At 62.0% G+C, this 25,695-nt stretch carries 33 protein-coding genes and 1 tRNA gene; 23 read left to right on the forward strand and 11 right to left on the reverse strand.

Annotated elements, in window-relative coordinates; translation table 11 throughout:
* Window positions 1-118 precede the first annotated feature (118 nt).
* Window positions 119-364: a PRC-barrel domain-containing protein gene (locus ACSFDB_RS04860; RefSeq protein WP_006089064.1), complete on the forward strand. Its 246-nt coding sequence runs from the start codon at window positions 119-121 to the stop codon at window positions 362-364.
* A gap of 4 nt (window positions 365-368) precedes the next feature.
* Entirely contained in the window at window positions 369-827 is a 459-nt protein-coding gene (locus ACSFDB_RS04865) for an NOB1 family endonuclease (protein WP_440769887.1), read from the forward strand.
* Window positions 828-868: 41 nt separating this feature from the next.
* On the opposite strand, the gene ACSFDB_RS04870 is transcribed toward ACSFDB_RS04865, so the two are convergent.
* The 3 genes from ACSFDB_RS04870 to ACSFDB_RS04880 form a co-directional block, all read right to left on the reverse strand.
* The gene (locus tag ACSFDB_RS04870) at window positions 869-1,990 is read right to left on the reverse strand and encodes a CPBP family intramembrane glutamic endopeptidase (RefSeq protein ID WP_440769888.1); all 1,122 of its coding nucleotides are present in this window, start codon (window positions 1,988-1,990) and stop codon (window positions 869-871) included.
* Between the two features lie 85 nt (window positions 1,991-2,075).
* Window positions 2,076-2,747 (reverse strand): DUF2306 domain-containing protein, encoded by a 672-nt coding sequence (locus tag ACSFDB_RS04875; protein ID WP_440769889.1) that lies wholly within the window; start codon window positions 2,745-2,747, stop codon window positions 2,076-2,078.
* Window positions 2,748-2,879: 132 nt separating this feature from the next.
* Window positions 2,880-4,181, reverse strand: coding sequence for a phosphoglucose isomerase-related protein (locus ACSFDB_RS04880; protein ID WP_440769890.1), 1,302 nt, complete (start codon window positions 4,179-4,181; stop codon window positions 2,880-2,882).
* 148 nt (window positions 4,182-4,329) lie between these two features.
* Between ACSFDB_RS04880 and ACSFDB_RS04885 the strand changes: the two genes are divergently transcribed.
* Window positions 4,330-4,782, forward strand: coding sequence for a response regulator (locus ACSFDB_RS04885; RefSeq protein ID WP_440769891.1), 453 nt, complete (start codon window positions 4,330-4,332; stop codon window positions 4,780-4,782).
* A gap of 97 nt (window positions 4,783-4,879) precedes the next feature.
* Here the strand turns inward: ACSFDB_RS04885 and ACSFDB_RS04890 are convergent, their stop codons facing one another.
* Window positions 4,880-5,689: a TrmB family transcriptional regulator gene (locus tag ACSFDB_RS04890; protein WP_440769892.1), complete on the reverse strand. Its 810-nt coding sequence runs from the start codon at window positions 5,687-5,689 to the stop codon at window positions 4,880-4,882.
* Window positions 5,690-6,066: 377 nt separating this feature from the next.
* Complete coding sequence (locus ACSFDB_RS04895; RefSeq protein ID WP_440769893.1) at window positions 6,067-6,285, reverse strand: hypothetical protein; 219 nt, start codon at window positions 6,283-6,285, stop codon at window positions 6,067-6,069.
* A gap of 257 nt (window positions 6,286-6,542) precedes the next feature.
* On the opposite strand from ACSFDB_RS04895, the gene ACSFDB_RS04900 reads away from it, so the two are divergent.
* Complete coding sequence (locus ACSFDB_RS04900; protein WP_440769894.1) at window positions 6,543-7,016, forward strand: DUF5812 family protein; 474 nt, start codon at window positions 6,543-6,545, stop codon at window positions 7,014-7,016.
* Between the two features lie 141 nt (window positions 7,017-7,157).
* Here the strand turns inward: ACSFDB_RS04900 and ACSFDB_RS04905 are convergent, their stop codons facing one another.
* The 3 genes from ACSFDB_RS04905 to ACSFDB_RS04915 form a co-directional block, all read right to left on the reverse strand.
* Window positions 7,158-7,364: a hypothetical protein gene (locus ACSFDB_RS04905; protein ID WP_440769895.1), complete on the reverse strand. Its 207-nt coding sequence runs from the start codon at window positions 7,362-7,364 to the stop codon at window positions 7,158-7,160.
* Between the two features lie 103 nt (window positions 7,365-7,467).
* Window positions 7,468-8,130, reverse strand: a complete 663-nt coding sequence (locus ACSFDB_RS04910; RefSeq protein ID WP_440769896.1) for a helix-turn-helix domain-containing protein — start codon at window positions 8,128-8,130, stop codon at window positions 7,468-7,470.
* A gap of 109 nt (window positions 8,131-8,239) precedes the next feature.
* Entirely contained in the window at window positions 8,240-8,614 is a 375-nt protein-coding gene (locus tag ACSFDB_RS04915; RefSeq protein ID WP_440769897.1) for a DUF7968 family protein, read from the reverse strand.
* Between the two features lie 117 nt (window positions 8,615-8,731).
* Here ACSFDB_RS04915 and secF point away from each other — a divergent pair, with 117 nt between their 5' ends.
* The gene (gene secF / locus ACSFDB_RS04920; protein ID WP_440769898.1) at window positions 8,732-9,616 is read left to right on the forward strand and encodes a protein translocase subunit SecF; all 885 of its coding nucleotides are present in this window, start codon (window positions 8,732-8,734) and stop codon (window positions 9,614-9,616) included.
* A complete protein-coding gene (locus ACSFDB_RS04925; protein ID WP_440769899.1) occupies window positions 9,616-11,250 on the forward strand; it encodes a preprotein translocase subunit SecD in 1,635 nt (544 codons plus the stop codon). The genes secF and ACSFDB_RS04925 overlap by 1 nt, the downstream gene beginning before the upstream one ends.
* Window positions 11,251-11,525: 275 nt before the next feature.
* On the opposite strand, the gene rnhB is transcribed toward ACSFDB_RS04925, so the two are convergent.
* Entirely contained in the window at window positions 11,526-12,221 is a 696-nt protein-coding gene (rnhB, locus tag ACSFDB_RS04930; protein ID WP_440769900.1) for a ribonuclease HII, read from the reverse strand.
* Between the two features lie 100 nt (window positions 12,222-12,321).
* Here rnhB and ACSFDB_RS04935 point away from each other — a divergent pair, with 100 nt between their 5' ends.
* Window positions 12,322-12,624: a hypothetical protein gene (locus ACSFDB_RS04935; RefSeq protein ID WP_440769901.1), complete on the forward strand. Its 303-nt coding sequence runs from the start codon at window positions 12,322-12,324 to the stop codon at window positions 12,622-12,624.
* 55 nt (window positions 12,625-12,679) lie between these two features.
* On the opposite strand, the gene ACSFDB_RS04940 is transcribed toward ACSFDB_RS04935, so the two are convergent.
* Window positions 12,680-14,053: a tRNA pseudouridine(54/55) synthase Pus10 gene (locus ACSFDB_RS04940; protein ID WP_440769902.1), complete on the reverse strand. Its 1,374-nt coding sequence runs from the start codon at window positions 14,051-14,053 to the stop codon at window positions 12,680-12,682.
* Between the two features lie 152 nt (window positions 14,054-14,205).
* Here ACSFDB_RS04940 and ACSFDB_RS04945 point away from each other — a divergent pair, with 152 nt between their 5' ends.
* From ACSFDB_RS04945 to ACSFDB_RS04960, 4 genes are all read left to right on the forward strand, one after another.
* Window positions 14,206-15,312: a S1C family serine protease gene (locus ACSFDB_RS04945; RefSeq protein ID WP_440769903.1), complete on the forward strand. Its 1,107-nt coding sequence runs from the start codon at window positions 14,206-14,208 to the stop codon at window positions 15,310-15,312.
* Window positions 15,313-15,701: 389 nt separating this feature from the next.
* Entirely contained in the window at window positions 15,702-15,905 is a 204-nt protein-coding gene (locus ACSFDB_RS04950) for a DUF7511 domain-containing protein (RefSeq protein WP_090305372.1), read from the forward strand.
* 4 nt (window positions 15,906-15,909) lie between these two features.
* The gene (locus ACSFDB_RS04955) at window positions 15,910-16,104 is read left to right on the forward strand and encodes a DUF8028 family protein (protein WP_440769904.1); all 195 of its coding nucleotides are present in this window, start codon (window positions 15,910-15,912) and stop codon (window positions 16,102-16,104) included.
* Between the two features lie 185 nt (window positions 16,105-16,289).
* Complete coding sequence (locus ACSFDB_RS04960) at window positions 16,290-16,448, forward strand: hypothetical protein (RefSeq protein ID WP_440769905.1); 159 nt, start codon at window positions 16,290-16,292, stop codon at window positions 16,446-16,448.
* A gap of 88 nt (window positions 16,449-16,536) precedes the next feature.
* Here the strand turns inward: ACSFDB_RS04960 and ACSFDB_RS04965 are convergent, their stop codons facing one another.
* On the reverse strand, window positions 16,537-16,710 hold the full coding sequence (locus ACSFDB_RS04965; protein WP_440769906.1) for an HVO_A0556 family zinc finger protein: 174 nt from the start codon (window positions 16,708-16,710) through the stop codon (window positions 16,537-16,539).
* Between the two features lie 208 nt (window positions 16,711-16,918).
* On the opposite strand from ACSFDB_RS04965, the gene trmY reads away from it, so the two are divergent.
* The 12 genes from trmY (at window position 16,919) to ACSFDB_RS05025 (ending at window position 25,691) form a co-directional block, all read left to right on the forward strand.
* Window positions 16,919-17,515, forward strand: coding sequence for a tRNA (pseudouridine(54)-N(1))-methyltransferase TrmY (trmY, locus tag ACSFDB_RS04970; protein ID WP_440769907.1), 597 nt, complete (start codon window positions 16,919-16,921; stop codon window positions 17,513-17,515).
* Window positions 17,516-17,597: 82 nt separating this feature from the next.
* Window positions 17,598-17,670 (forward strand) — tRNA-Pro (locus ACSFDB_RS04975).
* Window positions 17,671-17,725: 55 nt separating this feature from the next.
* Complete coding sequence (locus tag ACSFDB_RS04980) at window positions 17,726-17,968, forward strand: DUF7563 family protein (RefSeq protein ID WP_440769908.1); 243 nt, start codon at window positions 17,726-17,728, stop codon at window positions 17,966-17,968.
* Window positions 17,961-18,548 carry a J domain-containing protein gene (locus ACSFDB_RS04985; RefSeq protein WP_440769909.1) on the forward strand — a complete coding sequence of 196 codons (588 nt, stop codon included), beginning with the start codon at window positions 17,961-17,963 and terminating at the stop codon, window positions 18,546-18,548. The genes ACSFDB_RS04980 and ACSFDB_RS04985 overlap by 8 nt, the downstream gene beginning before the upstream one ends.
* Before the next feature lie 407 nt (window positions 18,549-18,955).
* Window positions 18,956-19,471, forward strand: coding sequence for a nucleoside triphosphate pyrophosphohydrolase family protein (locus tag ACSFDB_RS04990; protein WP_440769910.1), 516 nt, complete (start codon window positions 18,956-18,958; stop codon window positions 19,469-19,471).
* Window positions 19,468-19,989 (forward strand): PD-(D/E)XK family putative nuclease, encoded by a 522-nt coding sequence (locus tag ACSFDB_RS04995; RefSeq protein WP_440769911.1) that lies wholly within the window; start codon window positions 19,468-19,470, stop codon window positions 19,987-19,989. The genes ACSFDB_RS04990 and ACSFDB_RS04995 overlap by 4 nt, the downstream gene beginning before the upstream one ends.
* Entirely contained in the window at window positions 19,986-20,909 is a 924-nt protein-coding gene (locus tag ACSFDB_RS05000; RefSeq protein WP_440769912.1) for a hypothetical protein, read from the forward strand. Before ACSFDB_RS04995 ends, ACSFDB_RS05000 begins: the two co-directional genes overlap by 4 nt.
* Window positions 20,902-21,357 (forward strand): DUF6884 domain-containing protein, encoded by a 456-nt coding sequence (locus tag ACSFDB_RS05005; RefSeq protein ID WP_440769913.1) that lies wholly within the window; start codon window positions 20,902-20,904, stop codon window positions 21,355-21,357. The genes ACSFDB_RS05000 and ACSFDB_RS05005 overlap by 8 nt, the downstream gene beginning before the upstream one ends.
* Window positions 21,354-21,878, forward strand: coding sequence for a DUF488 family protein, N3 subclade (locus tag ACSFDB_RS05010; protein ID WP_440769914.1), 525 nt, complete (start codon window positions 21,354-21,356; stop codon window positions 21,876-21,878). The genes ACSFDB_RS05005 and ACSFDB_RS05010 overlap by 4 nt, the downstream gene beginning before the upstream one ends.
* A gap of 193 nt (window positions 21,879-22,071) precedes the next feature.
* Window positions 22,072-24,018 (forward strand): DUF7845 domain-containing protein, encoded by a 1,947-nt coding sequence (locus tag ACSFDB_RS05015; protein WP_440769915.1) that lies wholly within the window; start codon window positions 22,072-22,074, stop codon window positions 24,016-24,018.
* A 392-nt stretch (window positions 24,019-24,410) separates the two neighbouring features.
* Entirely contained in the window at window positions 24,411-25,214 is an 804-nt protein-coding gene (locus tag ACSFDB_RS05020; RefSeq protein WP_440769916.1) for a hypothetical protein, read from the forward strand.
* 174 nt (window positions 25,215-25,388) lie between these two features.
* Window positions 25,389-25,691, forward strand: coding sequence for a DUF8156 family protein (locus ACSFDB_RS05025; protein ID WP_440769917.1), 303 nt, complete (start codon window positions 25,389-25,391; stop codon window positions 25,689-25,691).
* Window positions 25,692-25,695 lie beyond the last annotated feature (4 nt).

Raw genomic sequence — 25,695 nt, forward strand, 5'->3', positions numbered from 1 at the left:
TATCACCGCGAGTCGTGGGTCGGGAGGACTGCGAACCGTTGCCGATATCGTTCGTTGCGACCGACGTCCGTCTGACGACGCCGTGGTTTTTAATACCGATTAGTAAGAACGGGTATGCATGAGCGATATACTCGCTGAAAATCTCTCGGGGAAGTCCGTCATGGGTTCCGACGGCACTGAACTGGGACTGCTCTACAACATCACGATGGATCTCAAGTCCGGCAAACTGCACAACCTCGTCATCGAACCCGACGAAGAGCTGCCGTCCCGGTCGGTCGACTTCGACCGCGACGACGGCGGCCGGTTCCTCGTTCCCGTCAACCGCGTCCAAGCGGTGAAAGACTACATCGTCGTCCAGCGCTAACGGAATGTACATTCTCGACTCCTCGGCGTTTATCCACGACTTTCACACGACAGAACAGACTGCGACTATTCCGCTCGTCCGCGAGGAACTCGAGGACGAGTCCGCCTATCGCTACGACGCGATGGAAGGCTCGGGGATGCACATCCACATCCCCAACGAGGACACGACCGAGAAAGTTAAGCGTGCGGCCAAAGAGTCCGGTGATCTGGACGTCCTCTCGGAGACGGACATCCGACTCGTCGCGGCGAGTTTCGAACTCGACGGAACGCTCGTGACCGACGACTACGCGATGCAGAACGTCGCCGAAAAGCTCAACGTCGCCGTCGAAGTGATCGCCCGAGAAGGGATCGACGAACAGCGCCACTGGCACTACCAGTGTCAGGGCTGTGGCCGCGAGTTCGACGAACAGAAGGATCGCTGTCCGATCTGTGGCTCGGAACTGGCGCGCAAGAACCCGTCGTAACCGGCCGTCGTCGCGATTCTACCGGTCCCAGGACTCCGTAACTACAGCAACAGCGTCGCGAAGACGACCGCGTTGTAACAACCGTGAACGAGCGCCGGCACGACCAGATTCTCGGTTCGTTCGTAGAGCACGCCGAGTATCAGCGAGAGCACGAACAACAGCGAGAGGCTCGCGAGAAGCTCGCCCGCCCCGGCGGTTGCGTACGCCAGAATGTGGACCAGCGTAAAGACGACGCTCGCGACGACGACGGCACCGTACCGCGAGAACGTCTCGTAGAGGGATTTCTGGACGATATTCCGGTAGAGGAGCTCCTCGAACGGACCGACGACCAACACCATCGCGGGGATGATGACGTACAGCAGATCGGGGTTCTCGACCACTCGCTGTGTCGTCGTGTGCTCGGAGGACTCGATGCCGAGTGCTCCCATGAGCGCGGAGATGCCGAGGTTCGCTCCGAGTATCAGGATCAGGCCGACGACGATCCAACCGACCGTCCGAAGTGTCGGTCGCTCGAGGTCGATAAACGACAGGTCGCGTTCGCGAAGGGCGAGGTAGCCGACCGCGACGCCGCCGAGTCCGATCGCGAACGCGAGGTACTCGATCACCGTCCACGCCAGTTCCGGGCCCTCACCCCCTGTTAGCTGCACCGGAATCGAGAGGAAGATCGACGCGACCGTGATACCGACCAGCCCGGCGACACCGAGCACCGTCATCTCGACCGTCTGTCCGAGTCGGTGGAACAGTCCCTGGCCCGAAACACCGGTGCGGTCGGCGACGCCGACGCCGACGGCGGCCGTCGCCAGGAAAAACGCGACGAACAGCAGCGAGATCGACCACTCGAGGCCCGGGACGGCGACCGAGCCGAGCACGCCCTGGGTGATCACGTAGCCGGAGCAGACGACGGTGAGGAGGCTCGATCCGGCGGCGACCGAGCCGGCGAGGCGGCGTTCGAGGAACCCGTGCCGGCGGGCGAAAAAGGCGCCGGTAGCCACGAATGCGGCGGCCGCCGCGGCCCAGAGTGCAGGGTCGGCGACTCCGCGGCGAACGGGGCCGAGGAGCGCGACGAGCGCGACGGCCGAGAGGACGGTTCCGGCGGTCGGCACGACTGCCGTCGACGAACGCTGGACGCCGTCGCCGTCGGCCGCCCGTGCGGTGTCGCTCATACGTGGGTGTTCGCGTGCGCGCTCTTAGGCGAACCGGAACGGAGCGAAACCGATCGGACAGGCCGTCGGTCCGCTCGAGGATGACTCAGGCCTTCGGAACCAGACGGGCGAACGGGCCAGTGTTGGCGTACTTGCGGGACCAGTACCAGATGAGTGGCACCCCGATCGCGGTCGGCCAGAGCCAGCTCAGGACGGGCGAGACCGAAGTGAAGTTGACGACGGACACGGCGGTGACGGTGGCGATGTACGCGCCCATCATTCGCCCGAGGTGGTCGTTCAGCCACGGCTCTCGACGATCCGAATCGCGGAACGCCAGGAGATCCGAGACGCCGACGACGAGGCCGATCAGCCCGAAAACGATCATCACGGTTCCGAACGAATTGCCCCCGACGAGAAAGCCGACGCCCCAACCGCCGAGGAAGAGACACGCGCCGACGACGAGTACCGCGGCCGCCCAGTCGACCGGCTCCGCCTCGTCCGCCGGTCGCTTTCGAGCGAGCACTCGGTAGCCGGTGAACGCGAAGTAGCCGCTGAAGACGGCGACAAGGGTGAGAAACACGCGATTCGACGACGGCTCGAGCGCGAGCAGGGGGAATACCGTTACGACGACGACACCCATCGAGGCAACGTAGACGCGTCCGGCACGTCGATGCCGTCGGCCGCCTTTCACCGTCACGACGGCGACGAGTCCCGCCAGTAGGGCGACGACGCCGGCTGCGATATGTGTCCAGAGCGTCGCGCTCTCGAGTGTTGCCATAGGGAACGTGTCGTCTACGACACGATAACTGTGCCTACGAGCCCGTTAGCAGCCTCACCCGCGCTACTACTCACGGATGTATCCGTCCGACAGGTCGTCGAGCGGATTCCGGGGAACCGCCAGTGTCGGCTGCTATCGTTCGATTCGAAGCTCCGTTTTCTCGGCGACGGCCTCGGCCTCTTCGAACTCGCCGCCGCCGAGCAGCCCTCGAGTCGCCTTCTTCGCCCACTCGACGGCCGGCTGTTCGAACGTGTTGACGGCGTAGAGTTCGCCCGCGAGCACGCAGGCGGCCTCCAGTCCGTACAGCAGGCCGCCGAGTTCGTACTCGTCGACGCGCTCGAGTTCGAGCCGGACGTTCGGCCGGCCGGCCGCCGCCAGGCTGGCCTCGGTGGCCTCGAACTCGGCCTCGAGCAGTTCGCCGAGCGTCGCGTCGCCGAGGTACGCCAGATCGTCGACGTCGGTGTCGGGAATCGGACGATCGTCCGTCTCGCCGGGCGAGACGAACGTGACGAGTTTGTCCCGCGGTCCCGCCCGATAGAGCTGCAGTTGTGAGTGCTGGTCGGTGACGCCGAGTGCGCGCACCGGCGTCTGCCCGAGGTCGTCTTTCCCCAGACTCTCGGCCCAGAGCTGGGCGAACCACTCGGCGGAGGTCTCGAGGGACTCCGCGTAGGGAACCATCGCGTTGATCCCGGCCCCGCGCTGGTCCAGCGCGTAGCTCACCGCGCCGTAGGCGTAGGCTGGGCAGTCGAACAGCGATCCCGAGAGGGTCTCGCGCTCGGCGGCCGCCCCCGCGAGCAGTGCGTCGAGATCGTGCCCGCAGACTTCGGCCGCGACCATGCCGACAGCAGAGAGCGCGGAGAAGCGACCCGGAACGCCGTCGGGGACCTTCAGCGACGGGAGATTGTGGCGGTCCGAGAGGTCCCGGAGGGGACCCGACTCGCCGGTCGTGACGATGGTCCGCTCCGTCCAGTCGACGTCCGCGTCCTCGAAGGCCTCGCGCACGACCAGAAAGTTGGCCAGCGTCTCCGCCGTCGTTCCGGAGCGGGAGACCACGTTGACCGCTGCGTTCTCGAGATCGAGTCGCTCGAGGTGGCTCGACACCCACTCGGGGTCGACGTTGTCGAGGTAGACGGCCTCCGTGTCGCTCTCGTCGGCGAGCGCGTCGGTGATCGTCGCCGCACCCAGTGCGCTGCCGCCGATGCCGACCGTGATCAGCGCGTCGGCGTCGGCGACCGGTTCGACGGCCGTTCTGATCTCGTCCGGATCGGTCCGTACGGGGAGGTTCAACGCTTCGTAGCCGTGTTCGTGGGCGTCCATCCCCCGTTCGATTCGGTCGTGGGCGTCCGCGACCTGCTCGTCCAGTCGTTCGAGAGACTCCCTCGAGACGCCCGGCGAGGCGACGGACGCGAGCGCGTTACCGATATCGACGTTCATAGGAAAGCAGGCGACCGCCGGGGTAAAAGCCGTTCCGTGATACGCACGGTCGACTCGCGTTCGGCCCGTTGCGACGGGCGAAACCGGAACACCACATGTGTAGGGGCCACCTTTAGGCGCCCGACGCCACTAGGTGTCTTCGAGTACAATGCCCAGTCATACCCCTACCGAGCCGGTGGACATCCTGCTCGTCGAAGACAACCCGGGTGACGTCCGGCTGACCCAAGAAGCGTTCAAGTCGATCGACAGCGAGATCGAGTTCCACATCGTCACCGACGGCGAAGAGGCGACGAGATACTTCGACGTCTGCGGGACGGACACCTCGAGTACCGACCCCGATCTGGTGCTCCTCGATCTGAACCTCCCGCGGATAGACGGCTTCAGGATTCTCGAGATCCTCAAGGACGAACTGGACTACCCGCCGCCGCCGATTCTCGTCCTCTCGAGTTCGGAGACCGAAGAAGACATCGTCGAAAGTTACGAGCGAGCGGCGAACGCGTACCTCACGAAACCGGACACGCCCGACGAGTTCGATACGCTCGCACAGGCGATCGAAGACTTCTGGTTCGATTCCGCACGGCACCCGCCGGCACCATCATAACGCGCCCGATACGGCACCCACCGACGGTATCGGGTCCGGCACCGCCCTCCCGCATCGGAGTCGGTACCGGCGGTTTCTGGTCATCGGTTTCGAAGCGTCAGTCGGCTGGATCTCGAATCTCGGGCAGTCCCGCCGTCACTAACCGGCGTAACAACACCACGACACCGTTCTGGAGCCCTTTGGCGAAGATAGCCTGCTCGCCGGTTTCGTCGCCATCCGGGTAGTACGAACCGATCAGCAGCGTCTCGCGATCGACGAGCAGGATCCGGCTGATCGCTACCTCGCTGTCGCCCTCGATGCCGGTGAGCCAGTGGAGTCCGGTTTCGAACACCTGGGTTGACGGAAGCCGCGACTCGAGCACTTCCGCCGTCGCCTCCGTCTGTCCACCGAGGACGAGCGAGAGGTCGCGATCGATCGCCTCCTCGAGTCCGTCGAACAGCGCGTCGGACATGATCCCCTCGTCGACGACGAGAAGCGCGATCTCAGACTCCGCGTTCTCGATGAGGTCGAGGGTCCGCGACTCGATCGCGTGGTGACCGGTCAACGACCAGATTTCCTGGACGTGATCGTCGTCGTCCAGATTCTGAACGTCCGTGTTCTCGAGATACGTCTCGAGCGTGTCGATCCGACTGGCGTACTTCTGCCGGAGAATCTGCGTCGCCTCGGAGATGGCGACGGCGCGATACAGCTGTGGACTCGAGTGTTGTACCTCCACTAATCCCTGGGACTCGAGGATGCGAATCGCGTCGTACACCCTCGTGCGCGGGACGTCCGAGATTTCGTGGATCTCTTTGGCCGTTCCGTTAGGCAATTTGTTCAATGCGACGAAGCAGCGCGCCTCGTACTCCTGTAGTCCGAGGTCCTGCAGTAGACTAATCGCTTCCGTTGTAGTTTCGTTCTGTGTCATGGCCCAACCACGAATTCGGATACCCGAACACACAGATTACGGCGCGCGCATGGAAAAGAATTCGTGTTTCAGCGTCGCTCGAAACGAGCAGTCGACGGTCGGGCGGAGCGTAACAGTCGATTCACTCGGATTATCACACAAGCTACTTGAGGGTGCGCTTGCTACGCGTTAGTGACAGGCTTCGTTTGGCCCAACCACGACGAAGCCTGTCAGTTTCTCATTCGCTCGAGCGCCTCGCTACTCGATCGACCGACTATCACTCCGTACGACAGGCGGTAAAAAAACCCCATTGTCCGTACATTTCGACGTGGTATCCGTTCGAGCGGTTCCCCGAGTGCGAATCTCGGAATCGGTCGCGATGGAAAACCGCGGTCCGGTTACGGCAACGTCGTCGAGAACGTTTCGTGGTGTTCGGCCAGCACCTTCAGAACGGGCCTGATTTCGTCGAATCGAGGACCTGCTTCGATAGCGTTCGCGTTCGGATACCAGTCGATAAACCCGTACTCGTCGAGCATGGGGAGATGAACGTGCTGTCGTTTGATGCGTACGTCACCGCCGTCCCCGACGATGTCGGGCGGCGAGTCAATATCGATCAAATCGGGTCCGTTCGCCAGGTCGAACAAAATCTGCCGTCGTTCCGCGTCCGCTAACGCGGTGAATAAATTATCGTATATGGGTGCCATTCGCGGGTGCAGAGTAGGCACGCACACTGTTCATACCCCCACATTTTCACATCTATGTGAGTTTTGAATAACTGGGTGAATGCTTCGTCGAGTCCGGTTCCAAGCGACGAAGGCTCTCCTGTCGACCGAAAGCCGAAACCCGGAAACCGGTACCCGCCGTACGACCGTTCATGACCGAAACGACCGGTACGTTCGTCGTCACCCACGCGGAAGCCGAATCGGCCGTCGTCCGCGACGTCGAAACCGCACAGGTCCACACCCTCGCGTCGAACCCCGGCCTCGAGGTCCACGACGTCCTCGAGGCGACCGTCGCCCCTGACCCGCCGCTCGAGGTGACGTGGCAGGTCGTCGAGGTCGACGACCGGCGCTCGATCGACCTGGTCGACAGCGATCTCGAACCGACGCAGCTGGAAAAAGAACTGGCTGCCGACGCTGACGTCGGCGATCTAATTCAGGAGGAACGCGCCGGCACCGGCGAGATTCACGTCTTCCGCGTCCCCGAGGACGAGGTCGAGGCGGCGGCCCAAGACGTCCTCGACGACGAGGAGACGATCGCCCGTGCGGCACGGCTCGAGGCGGTCCGCGTCGAGGTTCGACGGTCTCCCGAGGACGGCGTGTTGAGCGTTCGATACCTGCCGGATTAGTTCCCTAACTGGGCCGCGCCCGCTCTGGTGTCGTCAGTCGGGGAACGACGCCGCTGAATCCAAGCGAACCGATATCCACTGGATGGGAGAACCGACGGATCACTGGACGGGCGAATTTCCCGGTCTGAACCGACCGTGCACTCAATCGTGACGGTGCTCTTTGGCGACGCTCTCGAGGTCTTGGGCCTGCAGACTGTTGAACGGAACGTCCTCCTCGACCGTGAACTCGGCCACGTGGCCGCAATCGTAGCACTCGAGGACGAGGTCAGTTCCGTGGACGAGGATGCCGACGTCGTCGCCGTCGGTACAGGACGGACACGTGAGCCACTCCCGGAATCGATCGGACATACCAGCACCTACGAGCGAGCGAAAATAGCGTTCGACGGTGTATATACCACGACTCAGTCCCGCGACGCTGGATCGACGACGGAGACCCGCTAGCTGGGACGGCTCACTCGTCGTCCGGATGGCTGATCGTCAACGTACTCCTGATGAGATTCTTGTGGCCGCCGTGGAACCGCTTCGAAAGCGCCTGTTGGGAGACGCCGAAGCGGTCCGCCAGTTCGCTCATCGTCACTTCCTGTGGAACGTCGTAGTATCCTTCCTCGAGCGCGGTCAACAGCGTTTCGCGCTGTTTCGGCGTGAGGTCGTACTGCGCGCTGGCCATCGGCTGCTCCTGCTCTTTGAGTTGGGTGAGTTCGAACGCAATCTCGTTCTCGGCACAGTAGCGCTGGAACTGGGAGAGCGAGTCGCGGTCGTCGAACCGCATCCGGAGCTCCCAGAACTTCGCTCGGCCGATCGCGTGGAGAATCGTCGCGCCGAGTTCGACGTACGCGTAGACGATGCTCTCGACGTTCCGGGTCCACTCGGCGCGGTACAGTCTGGCCCCCTCGACTTCGTCGATCTCGGCGATGTTCCTGACGGACTCGTCCTCGCGAAAGGCGGTCTCGAACTCCGCGTGATCGCCCCCGCTGACCCAGAAGTACGGCATCACCCGATCTTCCATCGTCGCGACCACGCGCTCGATCTCGACGATCATCTTCGGGGCGGCCGTCAGCGCGTGGTACAACGCGAAGTCGTCGGACCTAACGGAGAACTCCGCGACGATGCTCATACCGCGGGTTAGCTGCCAGTGGACATAAACCACCCTACGTGACGTGATCGGCCCCGTCGCCGTGGTGCATCACTGCGAACGACCGTTCGGCGGCCGCTGCGAGCCGTCTTCAGGCCCGACTCGGGCCGCCCTCGCTCTGGACGCGCCAACTGCCCTCGAGCCCGCAGGCCTCTCGCACCTCGTAACTGATCTCGGTCTCGCCGTCGACTCGAGCGCCGCCGTCGACGCGTTCGACCCGCAGCGGCACGTCCAGGGTGTTGCCACAGCAGCCGACGCCGACGAACTCCTCCCAGACGTCGCCCGCTCGAGCCTCGTCTCGAGTCTTGCGCAGGAACGCCCGAAACGACGGCTTCTCGACCTGAAACCGTCCCCAGTCCGAGAGGTCGGCCGGATAGGAAACCACGACGCGCTCTGCGGTCCTCGCGCTCGGCTGATCGGTCGGTTCGATCGATCCTCCCGAATTCTGACCTGATTCAGGCGTCATAACTGATGAGACGGTCTCGAGCGGCTTCAGCTCACCGCCCCGAGAGTAACGTTCTTCGAAAAACATGCTGTAGAAATTGAGAAGGCTTACTTTTGCTGACCCCCAGTGGTCGCGTACATGGGGTATTTCGACGTACCGGAGTTCGACTACACCCGGTACAGCAACCGCCAACTCGCGGCGGTGCCGCTAGCCGTTCTCGCGGTTGCATTGCTCGTCCTCACTGGCTCGTTTCTCGCGACCGGCGCGCCGGTCCAGCTGGGGATGGACTTCGCCGGCGGCTCCGAGCTAACCATCCAGACGACCTCCTCAGAGGAGGAGATCGCACAGGCGTTCGACGAGGAGCCCGAGTCGGTGCAGGCAGTCACCGCCCCCGACACGGAGAATCAGTACATCATCCAGTTCACCTCGACCGATCTCTCGTCGCTGACCGAGCAAGCCGAGGCGAACCTAGAGCAGGATGGTGACGCGGCCATCGTCCAAGAGGAGCGGACGGTCTCGGAGACCTTCGGCGAACAGACCCAGCAGACCGCCCTCCTGGGTATCGCTGTCGCGTTCCTCGGGATGAGCGTGCTCGCGTTCTTGCTCTTTCGGACGTTCGTCCCGTCGATTGCGATCGTCCTCTCGGCGTTTTCGGACATCGTGATCCCGCTCGCGTTCATGACGATCACCGGCATCTCGCTCTCGCTGGGGACCGTCGCCGCGCTGTTGATGCTAATCGGCTACTCGGTCGACTCGGACATCCTGTTGAACAACCAGATCCTGCGCCGGCAGGGTGACTTCTACGAGAGTACCCTTCAGGCGACGCGGACCGGCGTCACGATGACGGTCACGTCGATGGCCGCGATGCTCGTGATGGGCGTCTCCGCGTGGCTGTTCGGCGTCGAACTGCTGGCGTCGATCGGGATCATCCTCTTCGTCGGTCTCGCGGCCGACCTGATGAATACATACATGCTAAACCTGAGCCTGCTTCGCTGGTACAAGTTCCACGGGGTGAGATCGTAATGGGGCCGATCAGTTTCGTCAAGGAGTACTGGCGGCTGATGCTGTTGCTCATCTTCGTCAGCTTCGCGCTCGTCGCCCTCTTTATTCCCGGCGGCATCATGGCCGACGACAGCTACGTCGACGGCGAGAGCGTCAACGACAACCCGACGAACCTCGAGTACGGACTCGGCCTCGACGGCGGGACTCGAATTAGCGCGCCGGTCATCGGCATGACCGCCGAGAATATCGACGCTGGGGCCGTCGACGAGGAAACGGGGACCGTCGATAACGAACGGCTCACCGAGATCGAGAACACGCTGTACAGCAACGACGAGTTCGACCTCGATACCGGCGACGCACGCGTCAGCGTCGACGACAACGGCGAGGTGCACGCCGAGGTCTTCACTGACGAGGTGACCGAAGAACAGTTCGCCGCAGCGCTCGCCGAGGCCGGCGTCGAGGTCGACCCGGACGAGGGCATCCGCGACGGCGTGACCGCCGAGACGCGCGCACAGATGATAACAACGATCCAGCAGAAGATCAACGCGGCCGGACTCGACGGCGGCGACGCCTACGAGTCCGAACAGCTCGGCGGCCAGCACTACATCGTCACCGAAGTGCCTGACATGGACCCCGACGAGCTCCGCGAACTGCTCTCCGAACGCGGTATCGTCGAGGTCGTCGCCTACTACCCCGAAGACGACGCGGGGAACCACACGAACGAGACGGTGCTCGAGGGCAGCGATATCGCAACGGTTGACCCACCACGGGCCTCCGAGCGCGGCAGCGGATACGAAGTCCCGGTCGAAGTCTACAGCAACGCCGCGCCCGAGTTCCAGAGCCGGATGAACGATATCGGGTTCACCGGTGAAGGACAGCAGATGTGTCAACTCAGCGGGGGCGATGACGGGGTCAACTTCAACCACGACGGGCCGCAGTACTGTCTGTTGACGGTCGTCGACGGTGAGGTCATCGACGCCCACTCGATGGGACAGAACCTCGCTGAACCGATGGCGGCCGGGACCTGGGCGAGCGATCCGTCGTTCGTCATGGGTGCGCCAAACCAGCAGCAGGCACAGAGCCTCTCGGTGAGCCTCCAGTCCGGCGCGCTGGCTGCGCCGCTGGACTTCAGTCAGGAGCAGACGTACTCGCTGTCGCCCGCGCTCGCCGACCAGTTCAAGCTCTACTCGCTGCTCATCGGCGGCCTGTCGGTGCTGACCGTCAGCGGGATGGTCTTCCTGCGCTACCGCGACGTCCGCGTCGCCTCGCCGATGATCCTCACCGCGATGGCGGAGGTGGTCATTCTGCTCGGCTTCGCGGCGCTGATACGCATGCCGCTGGATCTCTCTCACGTGGCCGGCTTCATCGCCGTCGTCGGGACGGGGGTGGACGACCTCATCATCATCGCCGACGAGGTGATGGACGAAGGTGACGTCAGCTCCCAACGAGTGTTCGAGTCGCGGTTCCGCAAAGCGTTCTGGATCATCGGGGCCGCCGCCGCGACGACGATCATCGCGATGTCGCCGCTGGCCGTGTTAAGCCTCGGCGACCTCCGCGGGTTCGCGATCATCACCATCCTCGGCGTGCTGATCGGGGTTCTGATCACCCGTCCAGCCTACGGGGACATCCTCCAGCGGCTGCTGACGGACAAATAAACGGCGCGTACTCGTTCGATTTCGATTCTCCTCGCTTCCTCGCTCACTCGTTTCGACAGCGCGGACACCAGTCGACGGCTCCGTCGTGGCCGTACGCACGTACAAAGTCGAGAGAGACGGGGTCGTTGCAGTTGGTACAGATCGGCATCTCGAACACAGCAATTGGACGGCGCAACGGCAATGAGCGGTCAGCCTGCGATCGCAGCCCGCTCGAGTCGGTCGCGAGACGAGCCAACAGTTCGCGTGAATCGAGGTGAGAGCCGGGACGTCCGCGATCAGAACTGCTCGAGGCCCGTCTGTTCGGCCTCGGCGAGCACGTTCTCGCAGGTCGACCACGACTCGCGGGCGAACGGCGGGAGAGCAGCGTGCTCGTCGACGTAGGACTCGAGGAACTCGCGCGTGTTCGGGTCGCTCGGATAGCCGCTGCCGACGGGGCCGTACTCCTCGGCGATGGCGGCGACGTGGGCGTCGCGTTCGACCTTGGCGACGATGCTGGCCGCGCCGACGAGCTTCGAGTCGTCGTCGGCTCCGTGGCGAGCGTCGATCTCGAGGGCGTCCGCGGACGCCTCGAGGGACGAAACAGCAGCGCAGGCCTCGCTCACCCGACGAGCGAAGCGATCGGCGTCGGTGTCACAGGCGTCACAGAGTCCCGTAATCGAGTCGGACTCGAGTGTATCCTCGTCGAGTCCCTCGAGGGCGCCGTCGATCGCCTCGGCGTGTGCGGTCACGGCCAGCGAGTTCATGTCCGTTTCCGGATCGTCGATCCGGGCCGTCGTGATCTCGGCGACGCCGACGCGGATTCGATCGTCCTCGCGGATGGTGGCCGCCAGTCCCTCGCGGCGCTCGGGTGCGAGTCGCTTCGAGTCCGCGATGCCGTCGGGGAGGACTGCGGGGTCCTCGAGTGCGACGCTCGCGGCGAACATCGACCCGAACACCGGCCCCTTCCCGGCTTCGTCGACGCCGAATTGCATATCACGTGGATCAGTGGCCGACCGCTAAACCGTTGCGTTGTTTGATCGTCGGTCAGTCAATCACACACTACTATTGAGTTAGACGGAAGATTGTCAGATAATGAGTTCGAACACGAATCGGGTTCAGTTTCGCGCACCCGACGAACTCGTCGAGCGGGCGGATATTCTGGCGACGGCCCTCGAGACGGATCGTGAGGACATCCTTGCCACTGCACTCAGAGAGTATATGGACGAAGCGGTATGCGACGACGAGATCGAGCAGGAGATCGCCGGTGCGTACTACGATGCGACGATCACGGACGAGCAACTGGTGTCACTCGTGGGCCGTTCGAGAGCGACGGGTTTTCGCGTCCTTAAACGGCAGCTCGAGCCGTCATACGTCGACGAAATCGCCGATTTGTAGCACCGCTGCTAGTTAGTGAGATCGAGATGACCCGCTCTCGGTACGGAAGAACGAATTACGCGTCTACCGACGCCCTCTCTCCGTCATCACGCGGCTCGTCCCGGAAATACGCCTCGAGTTCGAACGGTTCCTCCTCACCCTCGACGCTGAGCACGTCCAGTGCGGTCACCTCGGCGTCGGTCTCGAGCACTCCCGCCAGACTCGGCACCGTCCGGCCGTCGTCGCTGCTGACGAGTTCCTTGACGTAGAGCCCACCTTCGCCGTGAATCGTGACTTCGGCCTGCGTCGGCTCGAGGAGTTCTCCGCCCATCTCGTAGACCGTTCGTTCGCGCGTCAGCGCCGCTCGTCGGTGATCGACCCGCTGTGGCGTGTCCTGCTCGACGGTGGCGCCGGTGAGTTCCTCGAGTGCGGCCTCGAAGTCGCCTTCCTCGACGGGGTCGGCGAACTCGACGTCCGCGCGATACTGCTTGCTCGCGTCGTGTTCCTTGACGCGCTCGACCATATCGTAGGTCGCGAGTCGGAGGCCGTCGACCTCGACCGCTCCCGCCGCGGCCTCGTTGATCTCGCGCTCGAGCGCTGCGACGTCGACTTCGCGCGTGCTCGGCCGTTTGACCTCGAGGACGAACGGGCGGCCGCCCTCGAGCATCCGGGCGTCGACGTCCTCGCGGCCCGCGCCGTGGAAGGTGCCTTCGTCGCCGTCCATCGCGTCGACGACGTGAGGACGGACGACCTGTTCGACGCTCGTATCGTACAGGTAGCCCGAACCGCCGCAGTAGTCACAGGGCTCCTCGCCCGTGTCGGCTAACTGGATCCCGCTGCCGCCACACTCCCGGCAGGGCCACTCGGTCTGGGGGATGTCCCGCTCGAGTTTGCGGTAGCGGCCGTAGACGAACGCGGGGTTGACCTGCACGTCGACCGCGTGGCTCGTGACGGACTCGGAATCGAGGGCCTCGAAGGGGTCGAACCCCTCGAGATCGACGATGGCGAGGACGTCCGGGCGGTCGAAATCCACGTCGGTCTCGGTCATATCCCCGATGCGAATGCCCACCTCGCGGTTGACTTCTCGTTTGAGCGACTCGCCGACGTCGGGTTCGAGGCCGGCGTCCTCGCGAAGGAGTCGCTCGTTCTCCTCGACCAGCGGCGGGACGCGGGAACCGACTTGATAGGTGTCGAACTCGACGGTTTCGAGGGCGTCGACGATCGTTTCGGCGATCGCATCGAACGTGCCGCAGTAGCCCTCGCAGACCCAGCAGTCGGCGGGGGGAACGGGATCGTAATCCTCGTCGTCGTCCAACGCGATCGTCGTGCGCAGCGCCCGGCCGCGCTCGTCGTTCGTCAGTCCGAAACTCCGTGCGGCGAAGGGGCGACCGAGACAGGAGTCGCAGATGGCCCCCGTCTCGAGTAACGCGCGGGCGTCGTCCGTGATCATATCCGAAATCGGGGGGCCGCGGGTAACACGTTTTCCCTTCGGGGATTCCGTCACGCTCGATGATCTCGTCGGCAGATGACTGGTTTCCTCTCACGACATACCAACACACGTGAGCCCGGACGTTCAAATGGGTAGGGTGCTATCACCGGAACATGAACGATTCCGGACTGGATCGCCGCGGCTTTCTCTCACTCGCTGCCGCGGGATTCGGCGGCGCGCTCGCAGGGTGTGCGGAACCCCGGACTGAGAGTTCGATCGAGGGGAACTCCTCGAGCCAGATCGACCGGGACAATCTCGCCGAGGGGTCGACCTACACCGACGTCTACGAAGCCGTCATCGACTCGGTCACGCAGGTCCAGGTCTTCGGCATCGAAGACCCGCTCACCGGCGAGGAAGGACAGGGACAGGGCTCCGGGTTTCTCTTCGACGGCTCCTACGTGGTGACGAACGAGCACGTCGTCTCTGACGACGCCGAAATCGATCTGCAGTACATCAACGGCGACTGGACGAGTACGCGACTGGTCGGCACCGACTTCTACACCGATCTGGCCGTCCTCGAGGCCGACCACGTCCCCGAGGCGGCGACGCCGCTGTCGCTCTCCGAGGCGTACCCGGTCGTCGGCCAGGAGGTGCTCGCGATCGGCAACCCCTTCGGTCTCGAGGGGACGATGACGAAGGGAATCGTCAGCGGCGTCGACCGAACGCTCGACACGCGCGATCGGGACTTCTCCTACTCGAACGTGGTGCAGACCGACGCCGCGGTCAACCCCGGAAACAGCGGCGGTCCGCTCGTCGATCTCGACGGGAACGTCGTCGGCGTCATCAACGCCGGCGGCGGCGACAACATCGGCTTCGCGATCTCGGCGGCGATGACGAGCCGCGTCGTGCCGTCGCTCATCGAGACCGGCGAGTACGAACACCCCTACATGGGTATCGGACTCGCGACCGTCGACCGCCACATCGCCGAGGCGAACGACCTCCCCGAAGCGACCGGCATCATCGTCACCCACGTCGAACCCGGCGAGGCCGCCGACGGCGTGCTCGAGGAAGCCACAATGGGCGGGGAAAGTGACCCGGTTCCCGTCGGCGGCGACGTCATCTTCGAGATCGACGGCGAACCGATCCCCGACCGCCACGCGCTCTCGACGTATCTCGAACTCGAGACCAGTCCGGGCGAGACGATCGAGGTCGACTGCTGGCGGGACGGAACGGAAACCGCGGAATCGCTGACGCTCGGCAGCCGTCCGTCGGCCCAGTGAGATCCGCTTTGCTGTGATATAGTAACAACGGCAACGATTTACACACTGATCGCCGAACCGTCTGGCGATCAGGTGTGCACTGACTTGCAGTGGCTACTATAGTTCGGCGACGATTCGCCTCGAGTTCGCCCAGGTTGCGGCGCTTGATTGTCGTGAGACGGTTCGAAAGCACCCCCTACACCGGCGGCTGTGCCGGCAACAACTGACTGGATGGTCGTAATCCCGCCGTACACGTTAGCGACGGTTTCGGTCTCGGTTTCGTGAGTGAACGATCTGAACTGGTACGGAACTGAACGCTATCGTCACTGTTCAACCGGTTAGCAGGTCGATAACAATAGGACACTCTCGGGTAGTCGTGACCAGAGCGATTCCCCCATCGCCTGCCACACATGAACACGGACATCAACACTGACGGCGACACGCAGTCACCGCCCGACGAACCGACGACGGAACTGGATCACGTGACCGTCGAGAACGACGACGCGCCGAACGAGTGTGCGATCTTTCCCCGAGAGGCGAGCGAAGAGGCCCTGATGACCAACTGGATCTCCGCCCACGAAGACTCGTTCGTCGCACTCGAGTCGATGCGCTAAGGCCATGAGCGTTCATCTGGGCCACGCGATCACCGCTGCCGGCTTCTGGCTCGGCACGCTCCTGCCGGTCGCCTATCTCCCGGTCTTTCTCGCCGGAATCGACTCGGTCGCCACGCTGTCGATCCTCGTCGGACTCCTCACGATCCACGCGCTCGCCCTGATCGTCGGCCACGAGTATCCCGCCTCCCGAACCCGCTGACGGCCTCCCGTTCCGACGGCGAGGCGTCGTTTCGGCCCTCCCACCCGTTCGAGCCGTGTACTCGGCTCGCTGTCGCCGCGACGACGAGCCGTTCGACGCCGACGAACGCAGACGGCATCCCGTCTCACGGACTGGTCAGCGAATCCGATGAAAGAAATACCCTACTCGGCGTGGGAGCGACGCGTATGCGTACCCGCTGTCCGCTCTGTACCCGAGACGTCCCGCGCGAAAAGCAAGTCTGGTGTACGTGTGGGTCCGCGATGGATCCCGGCTGTTACGACGCACACGAGGACTGGTGTGCCAGGCGGGGGACCGACGCCTGGATCGGTGCGCTCGAGTTATAGTGACAACTGAAACGATTCACACCGATCGCAATGCTGTTCTGCGATCGGGTGTGCCTTGTTTTCAGTGGCTACGATATAAGTCAGCCGTCTACCACAGCTGGGCACGCGGGGTGTCGCAGCTGTTACAGACCACCGCTCGGTTCTCCTTGTAGGTGTCGCGCTCGAGTTCGCCGTCGTCGCAGTCCGGACAGGGACGCCCCTCGAGAATCGCGAGTAACTTCGGGTCGTCGTTGCTCGTCCGTGAGGACTGTGATTTCGCCATATACGCAGTACAACGCCGAGACAGTGGAAACGGTTGGCCATGCCTATGCAATGTCAACTACCCCAAAATCGAGACGTGAGGTGGATCGAAAACCGGCCGAATAACCTCGCCTTCCACTCGATTCCGTGGTATGGCTTCCCTAGACGCCACCGGGAGATCGGCCGCGAGAAACCGTGGCGGCTATCCCGTCGGTCGTCGTCCCTCCGGTATGCGCCAATTCGTACTGCTCGGTCACGAGGTGCCGACCGAGCCCGAGTTCTCGCTCGACGACCTCGCCGGCGGGGCCGGTCGCCTCGACGCCCTCTGTCGCTCGATCACCGCCTCGTTCGTCACCTCCCACGGGATCCGCGAGGACGTCCGCACGCATCTCGTGATTCAGGACGAACTCACGATTACCTTCGACGGGAGCGAGCTTCGCCGGCTGAACCCCGACGAACGGAGTACTGCGGCACTGGTTCGGAACGCGCTGGACCACCGCGACGAGGCCATCGGCGCGCTGCCCGCCGAACCCAGCCCAGGGGTCGAGGTGTATCGGCGCGGGTTCGAAGGCACGCTCGAGACGGTTGCGACGGAGGGACCCGTCGTCCAGCTCCACGAGGACGGTGAGGCGATGGTCGACGTGGGCGGACTCGAGGATCCGGTGTTCGTGCTCTCCGATCATCAGGACTTTACCGACGACGAAGAGCGGGTGCTCGAGGGCGTCGTCGACCAGCGACTTCGACTCGGACCGGAGCTGTTGCACGCGGATCAGGCGATCACGGTGGCCCATCACTATCTGGACACGGCCGGCTACGAACAGTTCTGAGCGGGGGTACTAATCGCCACCCGGTAGCCCGATCGGCGGTTTCGGAACCGTTAAACGATTCGCCGTTCACAATTGTAGATGCGGGCCGGTGGGGTAGCTTGGTATCCTTCGGCCTTCGGGTGGCCGTAACCGCAGTTCGAATCTGCGCCGGCCCACTGGATATAAACCCCTTTTCCCGCATCTCCTGACAGTTAGCGGCCGGTTTGGGGGGTGGTCGGCATGACGGTCGCTCCGTGGCCGTCGACTGACACTTCGACGACGTGCGAACACTGCGGTGCGTACGTTTCGGACCGCTTCTGCCGCGTCTACGGTGACAACGACGATCGCGCCCACCGCTGCGGAGACTGTGACTCATACCGCCGACTGACTCGCGGGTCCGCAGCTGGTGTCGACGTCGGGATTCCCGATCCGGAAACGGCCGTCGGTCACCACGGAGGTGAGGCCGATGTCTGAACGCCTCGAGTGGCCGGACGGCTTCGAGCGGACATCGGCCGACGACCGCGAGTCCTATCCGCACGGGTTCCGCGTTTCTCGGAAGCGAGCGTTCTACAACATCCTTGAGGAGCTGCGGAAGATGAACGCTCGGAACGTACAGGTGAAGACGGCCGCGCCGCACACGCAGGCGGAGCCGAACCGGCCGTACGCCGACCGAGACCCTGACGATTCGGGCGTCGTGGTCTACTTCGAGCGAGACGGCCAGCAGTTTGCCGTGCCGTGCGATCGGTGGAACAACCTGCGAGACAACGCGCAGTCGATCGCGAAGTATCTCAACGCGAAGCGAGCGCTCGAGCGCTACGGTGTTCAGACCGTCGAGTCGGAGTTCTCGACGCAGGCGCTCCCGAGTGCCGACGAGGACGTTGTAGCGCCACCGGAGCCGCACCACGACGTTCTCGAGGTGGCTCCTGACGCTGCTGACGACGACGTGACGGCCGCCGCTCGAGCGAAGAAGAAAAAACATCACCCAGACCTGGGTGGCGATCGCGAGCGCTTTCAGCGCGTCGTCAAGGCCGAGGAGGCGATGCTCGATGAGTGAATTCGTCCGGGCGAGTCAGCTGTATATCGTCGAGAGTCGGACGCCCATACCCCATCCAGCCCATCAAGCGACTGACGCCGACGTTCGTCGCGCACTCGAGGAGCGAGAGATTCGGGCCGATGGCGGTAACGTCTCGAGCGGTACTGAGCAGTCGCTGGTAGTTACAGACGATCCGTTTCACCGTTCGAATCTTCGTCTCTACCCACGGGTTCGCCCGTTCGTGGATCGTAGTATTCTCTCCCAAAAAATCCACGGAGAGCGATCATTGCACCAATATAGGTGGCAGTTACGAGCAGGACGAATTCGACTATCAGATCCAACACCATGTGATAGACTTCTGAACAGACTGTATAGATCTATTCGTTCCACACTCACGGGAATAGAGCTGTCCGAGGGGGCCGATCAAGATGTCTGAGGGCGTTAGTAAGCGAATCTGTAGAGGGGAGGTCCCGCTGCTTATCATCCTTCTTGGATGGTTCCCCGTGACGATTCTCGCCAGCAAGCTCGCAGGCAATCAGGTAGCGCTCTACGCGGGGCTTGGATACTTTGCCGCAGTCTTCTACTTTACCAACCGTTCACGCGGTGCGGGAATGAGCAGTCCGAGGAGCCCGATCGGGATGTCTGAAGGCGGAACTGAACGATTCGAGGCGTCGTCGGTCCTGTTCGATTGTTGGATGGACAAGGCGTCAGCGAACATCGAGAAGTGGGGTCTACAGGACGAGGAGACGCTACTGCTGGCGATTCAGGAAGAACTCGGAGAACTCACGCAGGCACATCTCGAAGCCCGTGACGAAGGCGGTGATCCGGGCCGTGTCGACGAAGAGTTAGACGACCTCGGTGCGCTCCTCTTACAGCTCCACGAGTCACGAAACAACCGGTCACCACAGGCGGCTACTGGGCAGAAGGACGGTGGTTCTCGATGAGGTCGCGAACGTCCGAACTCGAGAGTTCGAAGGCCAGCGGTGACTTCCTCGAGGCAGAGATCGTGCAGGTGATCGACGGCCTGGAGTACGTCGGTGACCGTACCGCGACCTGGCACGACGCGCGAACCACAGCCGTCCTCGAGGCAAGTCGGTCGCTCCCGTTCTACGGCATCGTTCTCGTCGAGCCCGATACGCCGATCGAGATCAAGGGCTGTCAGATCGAGACGAGCAACGGCAGCCGATCGACTCGAGGCCGGTTCTACGTCAAACGGAGTGCTCACGAGCAGTTGCTCGAGGCGGGCGGGATGTACCTGCTCGTGGTCTATCTGCCGCGACCGGGACTTCCGCAGGTCGCCCGCGCGATCGTCCCGGCGACGCTCGTCGACGAGCTGCTGTCCGGTCGGTGGTACGACGTCGGCGGGTCGCGCTCTGAACAGGAAGTCGCGAAACTCGCGTGGTCGCACGTGATCGATCCGGCGGGCGTCGATCCGTCGGTGACCGTGGGGTGTTCGCGATGACAGAAAACGGACGTTCGCAGGACGACCACGTCGACCGTCACGGTCGCGTCGCAAACCATCCTGACGAGTTCCGGGCCGCTACTGGTGAGCTTGAGATTTTCGACGATGGGCTGGCTCTCGGTTACCTCCGACGGCTCGAGGTCTTACTCAAGGCGTGTCCGCTCAAGGTCTACGCCGCTAGTAGCCTCAAGCACCCGTGGCCGTACCGGCTTCAGAACGCCGCAGAATGCTACCCAGCATCGTTCTGGCGATCACAGGACCGTATCCTTGATTCCGCGATTGGAGAGAATCTGAGTAACGGCGATGTCCTTCGGCACGCACTCGAGCGCCACGCGACCGCGGTCGTCGCGAAGGACTACCTCCATGATCAGACACAGACGACTGAGAGCATCCGCGAGTTCGTCAGGTTGCACGATCCGGATGTCCATCCACGAGCGTACATCCCGCTTCAGCCGCCCTACGACGAACACGTCGCGGAGGTTTACCCGATTATCGACGAGTCCCACTTAGAGCATCGGTACATGCTCGGTGGGCTGGCAACAGCCGCTCCTGAGGAACGTATCGATGGTCTGCTCGAGTTTCGATCTGAGATCGGCGGAGACCCAACCGCACACGGTCTCGGCTGGGGACTCGACGATGAGTTGGTCGCGACCCTCCGCGAGGAGCCAACGCTGTTGGATTCGGTCGATAACTCGAGTCCGTCACAGGCGATCCAGAACGACCAGGTTCTCGATAAGCACTGGCGGGCGAAAGCCTGTCGGCATGTCGACGGTCAGTATCAGAATACGGTCGGTGGAACCTTCGAGTTCGCGATGCTCGTGCAGGCAACGCACCGTCTGACCAAGTTTAACACCGATTTCGAGGCGTTGAGTGAACAGCGGAATCTCGCCGAGTTTGGAGGTGCTACCGCCGATGACTGAGATAATTCTCGTCGGCTGTTCAAAATCCAAGAAAGAGGGGACTCACTTAGCTCGAGACCTCTACGAGCCGAGTCCAATCTTTCGGAAACGCCGTCGGCTGGCGCTCCAGCGCGCCGATCACTGGGGTGTGTTGTCCGCGAAGTTCGGCTATCTTCGGCCTTGGGACGTGACGCCGTCTTACGATACGCATATCAGCGAACGATCACCGGTTTGGGCGGCGTACGTCCTCGAGGATCTGCTTCGAGATCTCGAGTTCTACGATGCCGATCAAGTGACGATCCTCGCCGGAAAGCGGTATATCGAACCGCTCGTGACGCCGCTCGAGGCACACGGGTATAAGATCGCTGACCCTCATCGTGGGCTTCGGCCCGGCGAGCGGATGTCCTCGCTCGACGAGGCGGTCACGCCCGGTAAGCAAGTGACGCTTACAGGTGGTGGTCTGAGATGACGGTCCGCACATCGTACTTCGGTGGACTCTCGAGTCATGACCCTGCCGACGAGGATGCCGTCTTCGGTGTCGTCCGCTACCCGCAGGATTTCGTGGAGCGGCTGACCGATCGGAATATCCCGGCGGTAGCGCCGCCCGAAGGCCTGCTGAATGCATACAAGGCCGTCGAAACGGCCGCGGAAAGTGACGGCGAGGCGAATCCCGCTGCGGTCGCGTGGAACTCCGTCAAGTACGAACGTCGATATCGGAAACACCTCGCCGATCCCGGCCCGCAGAACGTAATCGACGAGCTGGCCGACCGCGCTCGCGAGCGCGATATTTGGCTCGTCTGTTGGGAAAAGGATGCCCGCTGGTGTCACCGACGACTGCTCGCGAACGCTGTCGTTGCCCAGCTCGAAGACGTCGAGGTCGTTCATCACCCGGATCCGTCGACGATCCCCGTCGGCAACGGTCGCGACGAGAGCGATGACAGCGGCGAGCCTGGTGCGACGCTCGAAGACTTCGCCGAAGGAGGTGCGTGATGGCGGACCTGACCGCCTTCGGCCTCGAGCCGCAGGACCCGAGTGACGACGATCGCGAGGAATCCGATACCGATTCCGAACCGGTTTGGTCGGAGTGCGTCGACTGCGGGTACGCTGGATATGAGGTTGAGGCTCGGCTACAGTACCCGGTACCGTTGTGTACGGCGTGTTTCGCTGAACGGGAGGGATTACTGTGAGCGCGCGGAAGTTCCTCCGGTTCCAGTGCCACGAGTTCGACGCGCACTTTCATCTCGTGCGTGATGGGCTGACGCCGTACTACGCGCTGACGGACGTTCGGAAGGACCATGACTGGAGCGCGAACGGGAAGCCGACCGGCACCTTCGAAGCTGGGGGCGAGACCTGGCGGGTCTGTCTCGACTACGATCCGCAGCCGATTCTCCCGTGGTCGGACGCGTCGTACAGCCTCGAGACGGCGTATCTCTACCGGATCTATTTCGTCTGTGAGGATGCGACGTACGACGGCGAACGCGCCGACCAGAGTCAGCGAGTGAAGGGCGGAACGATCACGATTCGGCCGCGCTGGCCGGATATGAAACGTCAAGAGAAAACCGACGCTGACGGCGACGGCGAATGGAGCGGCCCGGTCAAGGACGTTGACGGCTACATGGATCTCGGCGTTCCGTACCTGGATGCACAGGTGCAGGGCTCGAATATCGACTTCGACCGCTATCCCCAGCTGCTCGCCGAGGCCGCGGCGACGTTCGGCGTCCCGCGCCGGTACTTCCACGACTTCCACCACACGAGCAACATCATCGACGCTGCGGTCTACGTCCGCCTATTGCGGTCGGAGTCCGGCCCGATCTACGCGGCGGACGGCCCGATCGCCCGCATGCATTCGCTACTCGAGTCGGATCGATCCGGGTATCGGAAACACGTCGAAGACAACCGCGAGCGACCCGGGGACTACGTGACGACCGTCGTCGACGACGGTCGCGCCGGGAAGGTGATTCGAGCCCACGAGATCGGGAAGGAAGCCAAGCACTACTACATGAAGGATCCCGACAACTACGATCCCGACGAGTTCGGCTGGCATCCGAAGCTCGAGGTCGGCTACCAGACGAGCGTCACTGAGAAGACGGTCTACTGGGACCGCGACGACGACGAACTCGACCGTCACAATCTTCGGCGCGAACTCGAGGAGCTACTGGTGAACTTGCTCGACTGGGGCGGCTTGGACGTCACCGGCGGCGAGCAGTATCAGGAGGATGCCTACTTTGATCCTGACGACCGCGAACGCCGGTCGCTGAAGTTGGTCGACTGTCCGCTACCGGAAATCGAGAGCGAGCAGGAACAGGCGATTATGCGCCTGTGGGGCGATATGAATCCGTCCGACGAGGCACTTGTCGGGACGTTACTCACGGATGGCGGTGAGGTTTCCCCGCAGGACGCAGCTGACGAAACCGGGTACTGCTACGATACGATTCTTCGGGCCGTCGATCGCCTCGAGGGATTCGTCGAGCACACCTACGGTGAGCTGGCGATCGAGAGCGATTACGCGGCGCAATCGATGCTCAAGCGCGTGCGCTCTGCCGAGGAACAGTTCCGCCGATCGATTGGGTCGGCAGTCATGCAGGTGGCCGACGACGCCCAGGGCGTCGAGACGGACGCGCTCGACGAGTTCGTTCGGAACTACGACATTGGGATCAACGAGAGCCGCGACTACTGCCGTGCGCTCCTGAAGCCTCGCTACGTTGCTGCCGATAGAGACGACGCGAAGTGTCTCGCTCGAGAGGCGTACACCGCCGTCTGTGAGCGCTACGGGAACGCTCGCGGGATCCACATGAAGGTGGAACTCGCCGATGGGTCGGTCAAACACTTCCGAGATCTCAATCAGGGATGGGCTGGAGCCGATTGGGATCACGACGAGGCCCGCCGGAAGCGCGAGCGCCAGCTCGAGGAGCAGGCCGCCCTCGATGATCACGACGTTGACCCCGAGGAGATCGATCTCGAGGAAGCGTGGACAGCATTTGCCGATCGCGACGAGTGGGTCAACTACTCGCATCTCCGAACGATCGTCTCGTCGGTTGCCCACGATGTCGACGAGGCTCTGGATGTGCTCCAGGAGCGCGGCGAGATCGTCACCGAGGAGGGCCGCGGATTCGGGCTCGCTGCCCGGTAGCGCGGTCCTCGTGAGTGGCAACACTATCGTTATTACTTATTTTCACAGAATTTTATACGTATCATCCCGGTTCGGGGGTCTCGGCGAGCGCGGCGACGGCCGACCCGCTTCGCTCCCGCCGTCGGCCGTCGCCGCACCCATCCCGGAATCCGACCCTGCGGGTCGAATTCCGGGTTAGGGGGTGTGGCTAAGGCCAAGGTCACAAATTAACCGCCCTGCCTCCGCACAGCCGCCGCAGGTGGTGCGCGAAAATTCGCGGGTCAGCAAACATTGATGGGGTAGACATGAGTTTGATGAGATCGAGAGATTATAGAATGGAAGAAGCAACACAAGAAGGAAAGTTGAACCAGATGACTTTAGCACGATCGTGAGTACCTGTTGGGGTAAATCTAATGTCTCAACAGAAAAAATCTGAAATAGATGGGTCATTCGAACACCACATATTATTACATTTTTTTGCTTATCCCATTGAGTATTATATGGGAAAGGCAAGAGAGAAACCACCAACACCTATTGCGAGGTTTTTCGAGCAAAATTCTGAATTACTTTTAATTTCTGGTGTGTTTGCGGCATTACTCATGTATTTATCACAGCTAACTATTTCGCCAAATCGCCCAATTATTGTTGGAATGATAGGCAGTGCGTTGATGTTCGGAATTGCATTTGTCTCAGTACTTCACCAAGCACTTATTGATTTTTCTAGAGCTGCTGAAAGTAACTCCATCCCCTATATGATAATATATTTAAATATTATTCTGTCGCTCATATTCATCACTATATCTGTGGGTTTATTCTTTAGTCAATATTCTACGACAGTATTCGACGTTATTGAAAGTATGGCCGCTATCATACTCTTATCTATTATTGTGGTTGTTGGGTGGAACAGAACAATCACTATTCCAACCCCGATCAATCTTGGGCCTGTCACGGGATATCTTGTTCAAAAGTCGTGGACGATTGTCTCGTTATCTTTGGTGATAATTCTAATAGCAAGCCAATTATCTGTTATCGATCTTGATCAGGTGGTTTTGGGAAGCTACTTTGAATATGTCGATAACACTAATAGTACCCTCTTGATGCTAATTTCTGTGTTTTTTCTTTTATTATTCAGCATGATTACACTAGTGGTGTCCGTCATAGTAATCCGGTTAATTGTTCTTACAGTGATTAGATTTACGGGAAAATTCACTGGTTGAACGCTCCCCGCCCCCTACCCTTGGGATTGTACGTCGACAGATTCGGTTTCCCGAATATGCACACGAGATGCGAATACTCGTGTGTACGATGACGCAGCTCCGAAGGAGAAACCGTTTCGGAATTCCGGAAACTGCACTCCATTGCTTATCCGTTGTGCGCTCGCTTTGGGCTACATGGGCAAGACAAACCCTACCTACCGCGATACGCTCCATGAATTCGAAAATGAGTGGTCACCGTACCACAGAGCACTTCGGCTCGAGTATCAAGATCACTTCGAGCGGCTATTCGTCCAGGCGCGGAACTTCGCCGACGCTGGTGGGATTCAGAATCACACCGATCCGACGACCACACACCTCATTTCGATGCTGCTCGCTCAGGAGTGCCGGATCGCCAACCTCGAAGAGCAACTTGAAACCGTGGATGAACTCAGTAATTCCAGCGAAGACCTCTCCAACGAGTCTGCCGACGGCCAATAGACAT

The sequence above is a fragment of the Natronorubrum amylolyticum genome, from assembly GCF_052040145.1.
Classification (GTDB): domain Archaea; phylum Halobacteriota; class Halobacteria; order Halobacteriales; family Natrialbaceae; genus Natronorubrum.

Excerpts from the sequence above, each read along its gene's own strand:
- ACSFDB_RS04860 (WP_006089064.1), top strand. The coding sequence starts at position 119 with ATGAGCGATATACTCGCTGAAAATCTCTCGGGGAAGTCCGTCATGGGT.
- ACSFDB_RS04865 (WP_440769887.1), top strand. The coding sequence starts at position 369 with ATGTACATTCTCGACTCCTCGGCGTTTATCCACGACTTTCACACGACA.
- ACSFDB_RS04870 (WP_440769888.1), bottom strand. The coding sequence starts at position 1,990 with ATGAGCGACACCGCACGGGCGGCCGACGGCGACGGCGTCCAGCGTTCG.
- ACSFDB_RS04875 (WP_440769889.1), bottom strand. The coding sequence starts at position 2,747 with ATGGCAACACTCGAGAGCGCGACGCTCTGGACACATATCGCAGCCGGC.
- ACSFDB_RS04880 (WP_440769890.1), bottom strand. The coding sequence starts at position 4,181 with ATGAACGTCGATATCGGTAACGCGCTCGCGTCCGTCGCCTCGCCGGGC.
- ACSFDB_RS04885 (WP_440769891.1), top strand. The coding sequence starts at position 4,330 with ATGCCCAGTCATACCCCTACCGAGCCGGTGGACATCCTGCTCGTCGAA.
- ACSFDB_RS04890 (WP_440769892.1), bottom strand. The coding sequence starts at position 5,689 with ATGACACAGAACGAAACTACAACGGAAGCGATTAGTCTACTGCAGGAC.
- ACSFDB_RS04900 (WP_440769894.1), top strand. The coding sequence starts at position 6,543 with ATGACCGAAACGACCGGTACGTTCGTCGTCACCCACGCGGAAGCCGAA.
- ACSFDB_RS04905 (WP_440769895.1), bottom strand. The coding sequence starts at position 7,364 with ATGTCCGATCGATTCCGGGAGTGGCTCACGTGTCCGTCCTGTACCGAC.
- ACSFDB_RS04910 (WP_440769896.1), bottom strand. The coding sequence starts at position 8,130 with ATGAGCATCGTCGCGGAGTTCTCCGTTAGGTCCGACGACTTCGCGTTG.
- ACSFDB_RS04915 (WP_440769897.1), bottom strand. The coding sequence starts at position 8,614 with ATGACGCCTGAATCAGGTCAGAATTCGGGAGGATCGATCGAACCGACC.
- secF (WP_440769898.1), top strand. The coding sequence starts at position 8,732 with ATGGGGTATTTCGACGTACCGGAGTTCGACTACACCCGGTACAGCAAC.
- ACSFDB_RS04925 (WP_440769899.1), top strand. The coding sequence starts at position 9,616 with ATGGGGCCGATCAGTTTCGTCAAGGAGTACTGGCGGCTGATGCTGTTG.
- rnhB (WP_440769900.1), bottom strand. The coding sequence starts at position 12,221 with ATGCAATTCGGCGTCGACGAAGCCGGGAAGGGGCCGGTGTTCGGGTCG.
- ACSFDB_RS04935 (WP_440769901.1), top strand. The coding sequence starts at position 12,322 with ATGAGTTCGAACACGAATCGGGTTCAGTTTCGCGCACCCGACGAACTC.
- ACSFDB_RS04940 (WP_440769902.1), bottom strand. The coding sequence starts at position 14,053 with ATGATCACGGACGACGCCCGCGCGTTACTCGAGACGGGGGCCATCTGC.
- ACSFDB_RS04945 (WP_440769903.1), top strand. The coding sequence starts at position 14,206 with ATGAACGATTCCGGACTGGATCGCCGCGGCTTTCTCTCACTCGCTGCC.
- ACSFDB_RS04950 (WP_090305372.1), top strand. The coding sequence starts at position 15,702 with ATGAACACGGACATCAACACTGACGGCGACACGCAGTCACCGCCCGAC.
- ACSFDB_RS04955 (WP_440769904.1), top strand. The coding sequence starts at position 15,910 with ATGAGCGTTCATCTGGGCCACGCGATCACCGCTGCCGGCTTCTGGCTC.
- ACSFDB_RS04960 (WP_440769905.1), top strand. The coding sequence starts at position 16,290 with ATGCGTACCCGCTGTCCGCTCTGTACCCGAGACGTCCCGCGCGAAAAG.
- ACSFDB_RS04965 (WP_440769906.1), bottom strand. The coding sequence starts at position 16,710 with ATGGCGAAATCACAGTCCTCACGGACGAGCAACGACGACCCGAAGTTA.
- trmY (WP_440769907.1), top strand. The coding sequence starts at position 16,919 with ATGCGCCAATTCGTACTGCTCGGTCACGAGGTGCCGACCGAGCCCGAG.
- ACSFDB_RS04985 (WP_440769909.1), top strand. The coding sequence starts at position 17,961 with ATGTCTGAACGCCTCGAGTGGCCGGACGGCTTCGAGCGGACATCGGCC.
- ACSFDB_RS04990 (WP_440769910.1), top strand. The coding sequence starts at position 18,956 with ATGTCTGAGGGCGTTAGTAAGCGAATCTGTAGAGGGGAGGTCCCGCTG.
- ACSFDB_RS04995 (WP_440769911.1), top strand. The coding sequence starts at position 19,468 with ATGAGGTCGCGAACGTCCGAACTCGAGAGTTCGAAGGCCAGCGGTGAC.
- ACSFDB_RS05000 (WP_440769912.1), top strand. The coding sequence starts at position 19,986 with ATGACAGAAAACGGACGTTCGCAGGACGACCACGTCGACCGTCACGGT.
- ACSFDB_RS05005 (WP_440769913.1), top strand. The coding sequence starts at position 20,902 with ATGACTGAGATAATTCTCGTCGGCTGTTCAAAATCCAAGAAAGAGGGG.
- ACSFDB_RS05010 (WP_440769914.1), top strand. The coding sequence starts at position 21,354 with ATGACGGTCCGCACATCGTACTTCGGTGGACTCTCGAGTCATGACCCT.
- ACSFDB_RS05020 (WP_440769916.1), top strand. The coding sequence starts at position 24,411 with ATGTCTCAACAGAAAAAATCTGAAATAGATGGGTCATTCGAACACCAC.
- ACSFDB_RS05025 (WP_440769917.1), top strand. The coding sequence starts at position 25,389 with ATGGGCAAGACAAACCCTACCTACCGCGATACGCTCCATGAATTCGAA.